The organism is Oribacterium parvum ACB1 (genome assembly GCF_000238055.2).
Classification (GTDB): domain Bacteria; phylum Bacillota; class Clostridia; order Lachnospirales; family Lachnospiraceae; genus Oribacterium; species Oribacterium parvum.
In genome coordinates this window covers 1949969-1964945 of the sequence record NZ_KE148312.1, presented here as the reverse complement: position 1 = coordinate 1964945, position 14977 = coordinate 1949969, and the positions used below count along the sequence as shown (strand labels likewise).

General features: G+C 45.2%; 8 protein-coding genes. All 8 read left to right on the top strand.

Going from position 1 to position 14977, the window contains the following annotated elements; translation table 11 throughout:
• Positions 1-82 precede the first annotated feature (82 nt).
• The 8 genes from HMPREF9625_RS08710 to smc all read left to right on the top strand — a co-directional run bounded on the left by HMPREF9625_RS08710 (position 83) and on the right by smc (position 14943).
• Positions 83-1255: a M50 family metallopeptidase gene (locus tag HMPREF9625_RS08710; protein WP_009534323.1), complete on the top strand. Its 1173-nt coding sequence runs from the start codon at positions 83-85 to the stop codon at positions 1253-1255.
• Positions 1256-1388: 133 nt separating this feature from the next.
• Complete coding sequence (gene ispG / locus HMPREF9625_RS08705) at positions 1389-2480, top strand: flavodoxin-dependent (E)-4-hydroxy-3-methylbut-2-enyl-diphosphate synthase (RefSeq protein ID WP_009534322.1); 1092 nt, start codon at positions 1389-1391, stop codon at positions 2478-2480.
• Complete coding sequence (locus HMPREF9625_RS08700; RefSeq protein WP_009534321.1) at positions 2477-7066, top strand: PolC-type DNA polymerase III; 4590 nt, start codon at positions 2477-2479, stop codon at positions 7064-7066. The genes ispG and HMPREF9625_RS08700 overlap by 4 nt, the downstream gene beginning before the upstream one ends.
• Positions 7067-7218: 152 nt before the next feature.
• Entirely contained in the window at positions 7219-9318 is a 2100-nt protein-coding gene (locus HMPREF9625_RS08695) for an elongation factor G (protein ID WP_009534320.1), read from the top strand.
• A 416-nt stretch (positions 9319-9734) separates the two neighbouring features.
• Positions 9735-10745 (top strand): phosphate acyltransferase PlsX, encoded by a 1011-nt coding sequence (plsX, locus tag HMPREF9625_RS08690; RefSeq protein ID WP_009534319.1) that lies wholly within the window; start codon positions 9735-9737, stop codon positions 10743-10745.
• 2 nt (positions 10746-10747) lie between these two features.
• Entirely contained in the window at positions 10748-10984 is a 237-nt protein-coding gene (gene acpP, locus HMPREF9625_RS08685) for an acyl carrier protein (protein WP_009534318.1), read from the top strand.
• A gap of 1 nt (position 10985) precedes the next feature.
• Positions 10986-11702, top strand: a complete 717-nt coding sequence (gene rnc, locus HMPREF9625_RS08680; RefSeq protein ID WP_009534317.1) for a ribonuclease III — start codon at positions 10986-10988, stop codon at positions 11700-11702.
• On the top strand, positions 11683-14943 hold the full coding sequence (gene smc, locus HMPREF9625_RS08675) for a chromosome segregation protein SMC (RefSeq protein WP_009538284.1): 3261 nt from the start codon (positions 11683-11685) through the stop codon (positions 14941-14943). Before rnc ends, smc begins: the two co-directional genes overlap by 20 nt.
• The last annotated feature ends 34 nt before the right edge of the window (positions 14944-14977 follow it).

Genomic DNA, 14977 nt, shown 5'->3' with positions numbered 1-14977 from the left:
TGAAGGCTTATAATGAAATGATTTTAGATTTTAATACAAGATAGTATAGAGATTAATTATTTAAACAAGTAAAGGAGTAATTTTGAGTATTGTTTTGGCGTTACTTGCCTTATCGTTTTTGGTTTTTTTTCATGAATTAGGTCACTTTTTGGCGGCGAAGTTTTTTAAGGTCGGTGTTTTGGAGTTTTCTATCGGAATGGGTCCTCGGATTCTTTCCGGCGTCTTCCGTAACACAAGATACAGTTTGAAACTTCTCCCCTTAGGTGGAAGCTGCGCGATGCTCGGAGAGGATGCCGCCGGAAGCGGTGATTTTTCGACAGCAAAAGGGGAAGAAGAGGAAGATGTTCTGGACTTTGATGGCGTGGTTTTTGCCAAGGAAGACTTGGAAAAATACAGTTTTGAGAAAAAGCCGGCGTGGCAAAGATTTATTATCTGCTTTGGCGGTGTATGGCATAACTTCCTTTTGGCCTTTCTCTTTGCCATTATTCTTACGGTAAATATCGGTACGGAATTTCCGATTATCGGAGCCTCCTCTACTGTAGAGACGCCGGCTATGAAAAGCGGTTTACAAGATGGAGATAGAATTGTAGCTATTGCCTTTGCCGACGGAAGTAAACGATCCCTTGCCACCTTGCAGGAGCTGTCGATTTTTCTTGAGCTTCACCAAGAGGACTTTAAGAAAGGGGATATCAAACTTACCGTGATTCGAGACGGAAAAAAAGAGAGTTTTTCCTTTAGCCCTTACCGGGATCCGGAGAGTGGAAGATATCGCCTGGGCGTACAATTAAAGAACGGAAGAGTAAGTGCAAAAAATCTATTTCAAGTTTTAGAGTACAGCTACTACGAATTCCGCTTTAATGCGCGAATTGTCTTTGACAGCCTCGCGATGATTCTAAGAGGAAAGGTTTCCAGACAGGATGTGATGGGGCCGGTAGGAACCGTGGCCGTGATTGGCGGTGCGGTACAGCAGTCCAGCTCCGGAGGTCTTCGCCTAACGATATTGGTTTTAATGAACCTTTCTCTTATGCTTAGTGTAAACCTCGGGATAATGAATTTACTGCCGATTCCGGCGCTCGACGGCGGAAGACTCCTATTTATTCTTCTCGAAATGCTTCTTCGTAAACGCTTAAATCCGAAGTGGGAGGAGAGAATCAATACCGTAGGAATGGCTATTTTACTGCTTCTCATGGTAGCAATCGTCTTTAACGATGTATTCAATCTGTTTACGGGAGTGTATTCCAAGTTGTTAAACTAATCTGTAGTACAGCTGAAATACAAAGAGGAATGAGTAAAAATGTGTTTTAGGGAAACATTGAGGAAGTCTATAAAACAGTGTTCATCCGGTGATTTTTTGAAATTGAAATAATCCGGCAAAAAGGGGAAAAACAATGATAAAACGAACGGAAACTCGAGTAATTGAACTCGGAAAAAAAGAAAAAGGACTTTACCCATCCCTTCCCTTAAAAATCGGCGGAGGGAATCCTGTTGTATTGCAGTCGATGTGCAATACCAAGACAGAAGATATAGAGGGGAGTCTTTCCCAGATTCGCGCTTTAAAGATTGCCGGTGCGGATTTGGTGCGTTTAACGGTTCCCACAAAGGAAGCAGCACTGGCTTTCGGGAAGATTCGAGAAGAATCCCCCCTTCCTATGGTTGCCGATATTCACTTTGATTATCGCTTAGCCATACTTGCTATGGAAAATGGTGCCGATAAAATCCGCATCAATCCCGGGAACATCGGTTCCTCCGATAAGGTAAAGGCGGTTGTAGATTGCGCAAAGGAAAGGAATATTCCCATTCGCATCGGGGTGAATTCAGGTTCTTTGGAAAAGGATATCTTAGAGAAGTACAATGGAAGAGTCACAGCGGAAGGACTTGCCGAGTCCGCTCTTAAGAATGTGGAGCTCGTGGAAAACATGGGCTATCATAATCTTGTTCTTTCCATCAAGTCCTCCGATGTTTTAATGGCGTATCATGCGCATAAGATTGTAGCGGAGAAATGTGAGCTTCCCTTGCATATCGGGATTACCGAGGCGGGCACCGTCTGGTCCGGTAATATCAAGTCCGCCATGGGGCTGGCTCTTATCTTAAATGAGGGAATCGGAGATACCGTTCGGGTCAGTCTTTCCGCGGATCCCGTGGAAGAAATTCGAAGCGGACAGCTGATTTTGGAGACGCTCGGACTGCGTAAAAAAGCTGTTTCCGTGGTATCCTGTCCCACCTGCGGAAGAACGGATATTGACCTTATTTCCCTTGCAAAAGAAGTGGAGAAGATTGCCTTTTCCTATCCCGATAAGTCCTTAAAGATTGCTGTAATGGGCTGCGTGGTAAACGGCCCCGGGGAAGCAAGAGAGGCGGATCTCGGCATTGCCGGAGGAAAGGGTGTCGGCATGCTCTTTAAAAAGGGAGAAATCATCCGAAAGGTTAAGGAAGAAGACTTACTTAGCGCACTACGAGAGGAAATTGAAAAGTATTCATGAAAAGCTTTTTTCAAGTATTTCAAGAACTGAAGGGAAACAAAGACTTAGAAACACTCTTCATGACAACGGAAGTCAGTCGCATTACGTTAAGCCGGGATCGCACGAAGATGAAAATCTACCTGCATAGCGATCATTTACTTAAAAAAAATGAACTCCATGCCATGGAAGAGCTCATTCAGAAGCAGGTATTTTCGGGAAAGAAAATTCAGATAGAAATTCACGAGAGCTTTCATCTTTCTTCCCAGTATAATGCGAAGATTCTTTTTGAGCGTTATGAAGACTCCCTTTTGGATGAGTTAAAAGAAAAAAACATTGTGCTCCATCAAATGTTTACAAGGGGAAAGCTAGAGTGGAAAGACGAGTCCACTCTAGCTCTTTTGCTGCCGGAAATTGCCCTTTTTCAAAAAGAAGAGGAAGAATGTATCCGGGTCATTGAGAAAATAGTGCATGAGCGTTGTGGGATTATCCTGCATTTCTCCATTGGCTATAGTCCCGAGCTGAATAAAGCGGAAGAAAGAGAGCATGATGAGTATGAGAGTAGCGAATATAGGGAAGAAAAGGAAAAATTTGAGTCAATCGGGGGAGAAAAGCAAGCGGAAAACGCCGACCGGCATAGTAATAATAGCAGTGAAGCCGGCGGCAAGACAGCGGTAAACAAGGAAAGACCGGAAAAAAGCCTTGGAAAGACTAAAGAGGAAGGAAAAGAAGAGAATAAGGGAGAGAGTAAAGAAGAGTGTAAAGCGAAAGACGGAAAGCAAGAGATAAAAGATCAAAAAGAATATAAAGAAAAAAAGGATTTCAAAGAGAAAAATAATGATTCTTCCTTCAAGAGAAGCTTCGGAAGCCGAGGTCCTTTTAAGAGAAGTGATAAAGAAGGTGTTTATTACGGCAGAGATTTCCAGGACGAAATTGTACCGATTTCTTCCGTTGGAGAATTCTCCGGAACCGTCGCATTGCAGGGGATTATTCTTCATGTGGATGAACGCCCGACCAGAAAATCCGGTATGGTTATCTTTACCTTTTCCTTTACGGACGATACCGACTCCATCGCCTCTAAAATCTTCGTGGAAGAAGAAAATCTGGACGATGCCAGAGCTTTTTTACAGGTCGGAAAGACTATAGCCGTAAAAGGGAATATCGAATACGACCAGTACGACAAGGAACTGGAGCTTTCCCGTGTATTCGGGATTAAAAAGTCTGATTTTGTACGGGCAAAGAGAGTCGATCATGCCAAGGAAAAGCGTGTGGAGCTGCATCTTCATACCAAAATGTCCGACATGGACGGGGTTTCCGACATAGAAGAGTATATTAACAGAGCTTTAGAATTCGGTATGCCGGCTCTTGCCATTACCGACCATGGCGTAGCACAGTCCTTCCCGGATGCAATGGCACACTTAAAAAAGCTCGGAAAGGAAGATGAGCTGCAGATAATCTACGGCATGGAAGGGTACCTTGTAAATGACCTGGATACCGTGATAAAAAATCTTTCCGAGGACCTTCCTTTATCCTGCAGTACCGTGGTCTTTGATCTGGAAACGACCGGCTTTGATCCGAAGAAAAACCATATCATCGAAATCGGTGCAGTGAAGCTGGAAGAAGGGAAAATCGTGGACCGCATGGATCTCTTTGTGAATCCTCGTGTTCCGATTCCCTATCGCATTACCCAGCTTACCTCGATTGACGACTCTATGGTTATGGATGCAGACGGCATTGAAGTAGTGCTTCCGAAGTTTTTAGAATTTGTCGGAGACAGTATTCTGGTCGCACACAATGCGGAATTCGACTATAACTTTGTGGAAAATAAGGCAAAGGCACTCGGCATTCCTTTTAAACGACCGGTACTCGATACGGTTAGTTTGTCAAGACTCCTTCTTCCGAAGCTCCATCGTTTTAAATTGGACACCGTTGCGAAGGAATTAAAGATTGAACTCTTACATCATCACAGGGCGGTAGACGATGCGGAGGCAACCGCTCGCATTTACCTGAAAGAATTGGAGATGCTTGAAAAAAGAGGCGTGCAGTCCTTAGGGAAAATAGACAGCCTCGATATGGATACCGTGGGAAAGGTTAGAAAACTCCCTAGCTATCATATTATTTTGCTTGCCAAAAATGACCTTGGGCGCATCAATCTCTATCGTTTGATTTCCGAGTCTCATTTAAAATATTTTGCAAAGCACCCCCGTATTCCGAAGTCTCTTCTGAAAAAGTACAGAGAAGGACTGATTATCGGTTCCGCCTGCTCAAACGGAGAGCTCTTTCAGGCTCTGATTCGCGGTATGGACGATCAGCAGCTTCTCACGATTGCGTCCTTCTATGACTATCTGGAAGTCCAGCCGCTGGGAAATAACCGCTATATGCTTTCTTCCGATAAGTACAGTGCGGAGACGGAAGAAGATTTGATCCAGTATAACAAGAAGATTATTTCCCTCGGAGAACAGCTCGGAAAGCCGGTTTGCGCAACTTCCGATGCCCATTATACGGACAAAGAGGAAGACATTTTCCGAAAAATCATCCTCGCCACGAAGGGAATGACCGAAGAAGAGGGGGATACCTTCCTTTATTTCAGAAGTACGGAGGAAATGCTCTCGGAGTTTTCTTATCTCGATGAAAATACCAAGAAAAAGGTCGTGATTGATAATCCCTTAAGCATATTAAAACAATGCGAAAGGATTAAGCCGGTGCGTCCGGACAAGTGCCCGCCCGTGATCCCGAACTCCGATGAAACATTGCGGGAAATCTGTTATGAAACGGCGCATAAGATCTACGGTCCGAAGCTTCCGGAAATCGTGGCAAATCGCTTGGAGAAAGAACTGAACTCCATTATTTCCAACGGCTACTCCGTAATGTATATCATCGCACAGAAGCTCGTGGATCAGTCCAATGCGGACGGCTATCTGGTAGGCTCCCGTGGTTCGGTAGGTTCTTCCTTTGCGGCGACCATGTCCCGCATTACCGAGGTAAATCCGCTTCCCCCACACTATGTCTGCCCAAACTGCTATTACACGGACTTTGACTCGGAAGAGGTGAAGTCTTATTCGGGTATGGCAGGCTACGATATGCCGCCTAAAAAATGTCCGCACTGCGGTGCGGAACTCGACCGCTTAGGATTCGACATTCCCTTTGAAACCTTCCTCGGTTTTGACGGAGATAAGGAGCCGGATATCGACTTAAACTTCTCCGGAGAGTATCAGGCAAAGGCACATGCCTACACCGGAACGATTTTCGGAGAAGAAAATACCTTTAAGGCCGGAACAATCGGTACGCTCGCCGAAAAGACCGCCTACGGTATGATCAAGAATTACTACGAAGAACGAGGAGAACAAAAGCGAAATGCGGAGATTGATCGCCTTGTGCAGGGCCTGACCGGAATCCGGAGAACTACAGGGCAGCATCCCGGAGGCATTGTTGTTCTTCCCCACGGTGAGGACATTAATACCTTTACCCCGGTACAGCACCCCGCAAATGATGTGGAAAGCCCGATTATTACCACGCACTTTGACTATCATAAGATTGACCATAACCTCTTAAAGCTCGATATTCTCGGGCACGATGATCCGACCATGATTCGAAAATTGCAGGACTTAACGGGGCTTGATCCGGTAAAAGACATTCCCTTGGATTCTAAGGAAGTTATGGATCTTTTTCGCTCTACGGAGATTTTAGGAATTAAGCCGGAGGATATTCACGGAGTAAAACTCGGTTGTCTCGGTATACCGGAGTTCGGAACCGGCTTTGCGATGCAAATGGTAGTGGATACGAAACCGCAGTACCTTTCCGACCTGATTCGTATTTCCGGTCTTTCCCACGGTACCGATGTATATCTAAACAATGCGCAGGACCTGATTTTAAACGGGATTACCACTCTCCGTGATGCAATATGCTGTAGAGATGATATCATGGTCTATCTTATGCATATGGGACTGGATCCCTCCGAGAGCTTTAACATCATGGAGGCGACCAGAAAGCATAAGCCCTTAAAAGAGGAGTGGTGTCAGGACATGCGCGACCACGGTGTACCGGAGTGGTATATCGATGCCTGTAAGAAAATCAAGTACATGTTCCCGAAGGCTCATGCCGCAGCTTATGTCATGATGGCTTACCGTGTAGCTTACTGTAAGGTTTTCTATCCGCGAGAATATTACACGGCATATTATTCCGTGCGTGCGGACGGCTTTGATTTTGATAAAATGTGCTTCGGGGTGGAGAAGCTCCGCTTCTACATGCAGGAGTATCTGGAGAAGGATAAACTTTCCGCGACAGAAAATCTTTGTCTTCGTGATATGCGAATCTGTGAGGAAATGTATGCAAGAGGCATTCGCTTTGCCAAACTCGATATTTATAAGGCAAAGGCCAAGGATTTTCAGATAACGGAAGAAGGGGAAATCATGCCGTCCTTCAGCTGTATAGCGGGACTCGGAGAGGCGGTAGCCCTCGGTCTTGAAGATGGAGCAAAATACGGTCCCTATCTTTCCAAGGACGATTTTGTGCAAAGAACACATTGTCCAAAGGTATTTGCAGACAAATTCCATGAATTAGGACTACTGGGAGAAATTCCTCTCTCCAATCAAATCTCTCTTTTTGACTAAGAAGATTGAAATTTTGTCTCTTTTTCGATACAATATGACTATCCATTTTGTTATCAACGAGTTTTCTGTGGGAACGCTTCAGACTCTCGTTGCAAAAGAGGGCTGAATAGAATAGGTTCTCACAAGAAGCTGAGATTGGAGGAAAGGTTTCTATGAAGGTGTATGATACCGGAAGTATTCGTAATGTTGTTCTTTTAGGGCACGGCAGTGCCGGAAAAACGACTGTAGCAGAGTGTCTTTGCTATGTGACCAAGGTGACAAACAGACTGGGTAGCGTAGACGAAGGCAATACAGTTTCCGACTTTGATAAGGAAGAAAAGAAGAGAAAGTTTTCCATTTCCACAAGCTTACTTCCGATAGAATATAAGGGAGAAGACGGAGATTTAAAGATCAATATACTGGATACGCCGGGTTACTTTGATTTCGTAGGAGAGGTTGAAGAGGCAGTCAGCGCTGCCGATGCCGCCATTATCGTAGTAAACGGCAAAGCCGGTATTGAGCCCGGCACCGTAAAGGCATGGGAGCTTTGCGAGGAGAATCATCTTCCGAGACTTTTCTTCGTGACCAATATGGATGACGATAAGGCTTCTTTCCGTCAGCTCGTTTTGGATCTGGAGAAGCGTTTCGGTAAGTCCGTGGCTCCTTTCCAGTTACCGATTCGTGAAAATGAGAAATTTGTCGGCTTTGTCAATGTCGTTAAGATGGCAGGTCGCCGTTTTACCAATTTAAATGAATATGAGGCTTGTCCGATTCCCGACTATGTGGAGAAGCATTTGAATATTGCCCGTTCTTCTTTGCTGGAAGCCGTAGCGGAAAGCTCCGAAGAGCTTATGGAGAAATATTTTGCGGGAGAAGAATTTAGCACGGAAGAAATCCAGAGCGCTTTACGGGAAAATGTAAAGCAATGTAATATTGCCCCGATTCTGATGGGTTCAGGTATCCATGTGCAGGGCTTCAATGTTCTTTTACAGGTTATCGATAAGTACTTCCCGTCCCCGAAGGAACTGGAAGCTATCGGAGTGGACGCCTCGACAGGTGAGCATTTTACAGCGCACTATAATGACGAGGCAACCATCAGCGGCAGAGTATGGAAGACCATTGCGGATCCCTTCCTTGGAAAATATTCCTTATTTAAGATTTGTACCGGTGTTTTAAAGGCAAACTCCGAGGTTTACAATGTCAATAAAGAGGCCACTGAAAAAATCGGTAAGCTCTATGTTTTAAGAGGAAACACCCCGATTGAAGTACCGGAATTAAAGAGCGGAGACTTGGGTGCCGTTGCAAAACTGGGTATTACAGAGACCGGAGACAGTATTGCGGTTCGAAATGCGCCGATTATTTATCACGCACCGAAGCTTTCCGTTCCCTACACTTATATGGCTTATACCGCGGAGAATAAGGCGGATGAAGATAAGCTCTCCACAGCTCTTCAGAGGATGATGGAAGAGGATCGCACCCTTAAGGTAAAGGCGGATCCGGAAAACAGACAGAGCTTACTGTACGGTATCGGAGAGCAACAACTCGAGGTGTTGGCATCTCGCTTAAAAGACCGCTACAATGTTTCTCTTATTTTGACTAAGCCGAAGTTTGCTTATAGAGAGACGATTAAGAAGACCGCCAAGGTACAGGGTAAGTATAAGAAGCAGTCCGGCGGACACGGCCAGTACGGTGATGTAGTGATGGAATTCTCTCCGAGCTTCGACTATGACCAGGCATACACCTTTAAGGAGCAGGTTTTCGGCGGAGCAGTCCCGAAGAACTACTTCCCTGCAGTAGAAAAGGGAATTCAGGAATCCTGCAAGAAGGGCCCCTTAGCCGGTTACCCGGTTGTTGGTGTACAGGCAGTCCTCTTGGACGGTTCCTACCACCCGGTAGACTCCTCCGAGCAGGCCTTTAAGACTGCAGCTTCCATGGCCTTTAAGGACGGTTTTATGCAGGCAAATCCTGTTCTTCTTGAGCCGATTGCCCGCCTCACGGTAAATGTACCCGACAGCTACACGGGAGACATCATGGGCGACTTAACGAAGAGAAGAGGAAGAATTCTTGGTATGAATGCCGTACACGGCGGAAAGCAACTCATTGAAGCGGAGCTTCCGATGAGTAATCTTTACCTCTATAACACGGATCTTCGCTCCATGACAGGCGGTTCAGGATCCTTTTCCTTTGAATTTGACCGTTATGAGCAGGCGCCCGGTGATATCCAGAACATCGTAATTCAAGAAGCGAAGGATAGAGCGGCGACAGAAGAATAAAAGCAAAAACAATATTGCGACAAGATACCGCTCACTATCTGAGCGAAAAACAGTAAGAATCACGAAACGGCATGCTTTGCAAGTACAAGGTATGCCGTTTATCTTTACTTTTTAAGCTCAAATATCTTGTTATCTTTACTTTTTTACAAAAAATCAGTGTAAAAAGTAAAGATAGTGAACGGAAATTCCGAACTCCTAGTTTTTTAGTCCTTTTCTTAAGTTCTTTCGTACCGCTCTTGGCAAGTTGACAGTTTAGGGCGAATAATTTATCATATTTCTTGTTGCTATAAGAGAGTAGGAAAAGGAACTTTCTTATGTATAACGATTGCCGGGCTAAGCGCACGGCATCTCGTTTTTGACAGGAAGCAAGGCTTGTTCCTTAGCATCCTGTTTTTATAGCGTAAAAAGGGGTAAATATGGTTCGTATTGCGATAGATGCTATGGGTGGCGATTTAGGCGCAAAAGCCATGGTAAAAGGCGCAGTGGAAAGTCTTAAAGAAGAAGGAATGAAGCTCCTTCTTTTTGGAGAGGAAGAAGTCCTAAAGCAGGAATTGTCTTCCTACAGCTATGATCCGGAGAGGATCGAGATTGTTCCCTGCAGTGAAAATATCAGTATTCATGAATCACCGGTTATTGCGATTCGAAGAAAAAAGGATTCGAGCCTGGTTCGCGGAATGCTGGTTGTGAAAAATGGAGAGGCCGATGCCTTCATCTCCGCCGGCTCCACCGGTGCGGTGCTTGCCGGAGGGCAACTCGTTGTAGGAAGAGAAAAGGGTGTCTACAGACCGCCCCTTGCAGCGCTCATTCCGACTAAGAACGGAGTTTGCCTTCTTACGGATTGCGGGGCAAATGTGGATGCCAAACCTGAATGGCTGCACCAGTTTGCCAAGATGGGCGCAATTTATATGGAGGAAATGTTGCAGATTAAAAATCCGAGTATCGGTTTAGTCAACATCGGTGCAGAAGAAGAAAAGGGAAACAGCCTTGTGAAAGCTGCCATGCAGATTTTAAAGGAGGACACGGACTATAACTTCATCGGTTCCGTGGAAGCCAGAGATATAGTGGAAGGAAACTGTTCTGTTGTTGTTTGTGATGCCTTTGTAGGAAATGTTGTTCTGAAAATGTACGAGGGTGTCGGAAAGATGCTCCTTTCGGAAATTACGGACACCATGAAACACAGCGGTCCTTTGGCACTTCTTGCGGCTCTTCTTTTAAAGAAGCCCTTAAAGAAGAGACTCAAAAAATTTGATGCAAAGCAGTACGGCGGAGCACCTATTTTGGGACTTAAGGGACTGGTAATCAAGGTGCACGGAAATACGGACGGTAAGGAAGTCACAACGGCTATCAAGCAAGCAAAGGAATTTGCGGAAAAGAAGCTGACAAAGAAAATAGCGGAGGCTATCGATTTTAAGGAAGTAGAGGAATAAAGATGGAATTAGAGAAGTTAAAGAAGATTATTTGCAGAGAATTAACGAATATTAAGGAAGAGGATATCACGGAAGACACCCGTTTTGTGGAAGACTTAAATGCCGATTCCTTAGATGTGGTACAGATCGTTATGGGAATTGAGGACGAGTTCGGGATTGAAATTCCGGAAGAGGCAAGCTACCAGATTAAGACTGTCGGAGAGGCACATAAGGCTATTTTAAAGGCATTAGGACAGTAAAATGACGGAGAAGGAAGAGGCGCTTTCCGCCTTGGAAGAGCGTTTGGAATATCATTTTCAAAACAGAGAATTGCTGCAGCACGCCTTAATTCATCCCTCTTACTCCAATGAAATGGGGGAAGCCAAGGAAGCCTCCAACCAGCGTTTGGAGTTTCTGGGGGATGCCGTGTTGGAGCTTGTTTCCAGTACCGTGCTTTACCATAGAAAGCCTGCCATGCAGGAAGGGCTTATGACGAAGCTCCGTGCCGCACTGGTTTGTGAACCCGCGCTTGCCGCCGTTGCCAAGGCTCTCAAGCTCTCGGAGCACATTGTGCTGGGAAAAGGCGAGGGAAGAGAAGGAATCCAATACAGGGATTCCGTGCTTTCCGATACACTGGAAGCCATTATCGGTGCCATTTACCTGGATAGCGGTATTGAAAGTGCAGCCTGTTTTATAAAGAAAAATCTATTAAATGATATCGAGAAGAAGCAACTGCAAATGGATGCCAAAACCATGCTGCAGGAGTATTCTACGGCGAAGCATCTTCCTCTTCATTACAGTCTTTTGGAGGAATCTGGGCCATTTCATGACCGCTTTTATCGCGTAATGGTGTATCTGGGAGACACGGAGTATGGTATGGGAGAAGGAAGCTCCAAGAAAAAGGCAGAGCAGAATGCAGCATACTTTGCTTTAGAAAAAATAAAGGCGGAAACAGGGGATGTATTTAAAATCTATTGAGGTACAGGGCTTTAAATCCTTTGCGAATAAAACCGTGCTGGATTTTTCCCCGGGTATTACGGGAATTGTGGGCCCGAACGGTTCAGGAAAATCGAATATCTCCGATGCTGTGCGTTGGGTTTTGGGGGAACAAAAGGTAAAACAGCTTCGCGGTGCTTCCATGCAGGATGTGATTTTTGCCGGGACCGCAACAAGAAGGCCGCAAAACTATGCCTCCGTGAGCATTTCCTTTGATAACAGTGATCATGCACTATCGCTCCCCTATGAGGAAATCACCGTCAGTAGAAGGCTCTATCGTTCAGGGGAGTCGGAATACCGTTTAAATGGTTCGGAATGTCGTTTAAAGGACATTCATGAGCTTTTTTATGATACCGGAATTGGAAAAGAAGGCTATTCCTTAATCGGACAGGGACAAATCGATAAAATTCTCTCCGGTAAAGCGGAAGAAAGAAGAGCCCTTTTTGATGAGGCGGTGGGGATTGTCAAGTTTAAAAGAAGGAAAGACCTCGCCGAAAAGAAGCTGGAAGAAGAGCAAGCGAATCTGGAACGAATTCAGGACATTGTCTCCGAGCTCGAAAAGCAGGTAGGACCTCTGGAAAAGCAATCCGAAAAGGCCAGAAAATATCTGAGCTTCCGTGATGAACTTGTAGTACTGGAGTCAACGCATTTTTTGCAAAAGCTGCAGGATACGGAAAGGCTGTTGCAAAAGCTGGAAGAGGCAGAAAAAGACCTGAAGGCCTCGATTGAAGAAGAAGCCAAAAAGCAAAATGCGCTCTCAGAGTCCTTTAAGGGCTTAGAGGAAGAACTCCTCTTACTGGATCAAAAGGAGCAGGAAATCAGCCGCGGAAACGAGGAGGACGAGAGCAGAAAAAAAACGCTTGAGGAAGAAATTGTCCGTTTAAAGGAGGCCATCTCCGGAAAAGAAAGCTCTTCGAGACATTTTCAGGAAAGAGTAAGCGCCTTAAAGGAAGAGGCCTCTTCTTCTATTGGTAAAATGGAAGACTTGGTTTTCGCGTTACTCAGCCTAAAAAAGAAGTTTCAAAGCTTCCTTCTTTTTAACACGGAAGAAGATAAGGTGAAGCTGGATATTGCGCTGATTGATTCCACTATTTCCGAAGCCAAGCAAATCATCCAAAGTACCTTTTATCCCGACTTTGCTTTTGATGAGGGTATACCGGAAAAAGAGGATTCGGAGGCTTCCTCTGAGGACGCGAAAAATTTCCATGCGATAGAAACGGAAATTCGTGCCTTAAAAAAAGAGGGAGAGGAAAAGCAGGAAGCCTTTTCTCATTTACAAAGGAAAAGGGTGGACGCGGAAAAAACGCTTACAGATAAGAGAGCAAGCTTACAGGATTTCATACATCAAAAGGAAAGACACAGAATTCAGCTGGAAAACCTTCAAAATCTTGCCGAGCGCTATGAAGGCTTCGGACAGGCCGTTCGGAAGTGTATGCAAGAGAAAGAGCGGGAAAAAGGGCTGATCGGTGTAGTAGCCGACGTTTTAAAAACCAAGCCCGAGTACGAGCTTGCACTGGAAACCACTCTTTCCGGCAGTCTGCAAAACCTTGTTACGGAAGAGGAGGGGACGGCAAAACGCCTCTTGGAGAAGCTGAAAAGAGAGAAACTAGGCCGAGCAACCTTTTTACCTCTTAGTTCGATTCGAAAGGAAAGAGACGGACGTTATGATAGTGTCAGGGGAGAAAAGGGGCTGATTGGCGTTTTTGCCGATTTTGTAGAGGTACCGAGGTCTTGCGCGGGTCTCGAGAACTATCTTTTATCCAAGGTTCTTTTGGTGGACAATCTGGATAATGCCTTATCCATTGCCCGAAAATATAAACATAGTCTTCGCATTGTCACCCTGGACGGAGAACTTCTTCAGGCCGGCGGTGCTCTTTCCGGCGGAGCTTACCGAAATTCTTCATCTCTTATTGGGAGAAAGAGGGAAATTGACGAGCTCGTGGAGACGCTGAAAGCTATGGAAGAGGAAGAAGGGGAGAAAAGAGCTTCTCTACGAAGAGAAGAGGACGCATTGCAGGAACTATCCTCTATAGAAGCGGAAAAAAGAGAAGAAATCCTGAGTCTGGATAAGCTATATCGGGAAAAACTCCTAACCTTCCAAGGCACAGTCAATGCAGAGAGGCAAACTCTCTCTACAAGAGTTGACTTCTTAACCGAGCAGCTTCATGACTACGGAGAAAAACTCGAAAAGAACTTCACGGACCAGATGGATTTGGAAGAGGAAAATAAAAATACTGCCGGCTCGGTAGAAAAGGACCAAAATCAGATTCATGCTTTGGAAGATAAGATTCGCGCTCTTCTTGAAAAGGAAGAAAAAAGAAAAGAAAGCCTCAGCGCTTTAAAGAATAGAAGGGCGGAAATTGCAGAAGAAGAAAAGCGCTTCTACAAAGAAAAAGAAGGAATCCAGGAAGAACTCTTGCAAATTGAGAAAGAACAGCTTCGACTGGAGCATCAGAAGGAAAAACTGGAAGACCAGTCTGCCCAATCCGCGTCTCAGCTCTTCGAAGACTACGGAATCGGTGTCAGTCAGGCAAAGCAGTATTTCGATGAAAATCTTTCCGATAATCCCGCACTTCCCTCGATTATTCAAGAAAAAAAGGCGGAAATGAAGGGACTAGGCTCCATTAACCTGGATAGTATTGAGCAATATACCGAGGTAAAAGAACGCTATGAATTCCTACGGAAACAGGTGGAAGACCTGATTAGCTCGGAGGAATCGCTTCGAGAGATTATTAAGGACTTGGACAGCGGGATGCGAAAGCAGTTCCACGAAAACTTCCATAAGATTCAGGAGCGCTTCAATGAGGTTTTCCGTGTACTCTTTGGAGGAGGAAGCGGAAAAATCGAAATTGATGACAGCGAGGACCTGCTGGAAAGCGGTATTTCCATTATTGCGGAGCCTCCCGGGAAGAAGCTGCAGAATATGATGCAGCTTTCCGGCGGAGAAAAGGCTCTGACTGCCATTTCCCTGCTCTTTGCCCTGCAGAGCTTAAAGCCTTCGCCTTTCTGTCTTTTGGACGAGATTGAGGCGGCACTGGATGACTCCAATGTGGTGCGCTTTGCGAAGTACCTACATCATTTAACGAAAAACACGCAATTTATCGTGATTACCCATAGAAGAGGAACCATGGAAAGTGCTGACCGTCTTTTCGGCGTCACCATGCAGGAAAAAGGAATTTCCACTTTAGTCTCCGTTGACCTTGTGGAAGAACATTTGCAATAACTATATTGAAATGGATTTAGTGGAAGAACATTTG

Bases quoted from the DNA above. Each gene is read 5' to 3' on its own strand.
- rnc (WP_009534317.1), top strand. From the start codon at position 10,986: ATGACGGAGAAGGAAGAGGCGCTTTCCGCCTTGGAAGAGCGTTTGGAA.
- plsX (WP_009534319.1), top strand. From the start codon at position 9,735: ATGGTTCGTATTGCGATAGATGCTATGGGTGGCGATTTAGGCGCAAAA.
- acpP (WP_009534318.1), top strand. From the start codon at position 10,748: ATGGAATTAGAGAAGTTAAAGAAGATTATTTGCAGAGAATTAACGAAT.
- HMPREF9625_RS08700 (WP_009534321.1), top strand. From the start codon at position 2,477: ATGAAAAGCTTTTTTCAAGTATTTCAAGAACTGAAGGGAAACAAAGAC.
- smc (WP_009538284.1), top strand. From the start codon at position 11,683: ATGTATTTAAAATCTATTGAGGTACAGGGCTTTAAATCCTTTGCGAAT.
- ispG (WP_009534322.1), top strand. From the start codon at position 1,389: ATGATAAAACGAACGGAAACTCGAGTAATTGAACTCGGAAAAAAAGAA.
- HMPREF9625_RS08695 (WP_009534320.1), top strand. From the start codon at position 7,219: ATGAAGGTGTATGATACCGGAAGTATTCGTAATGTTGTTCTTTTAGGG.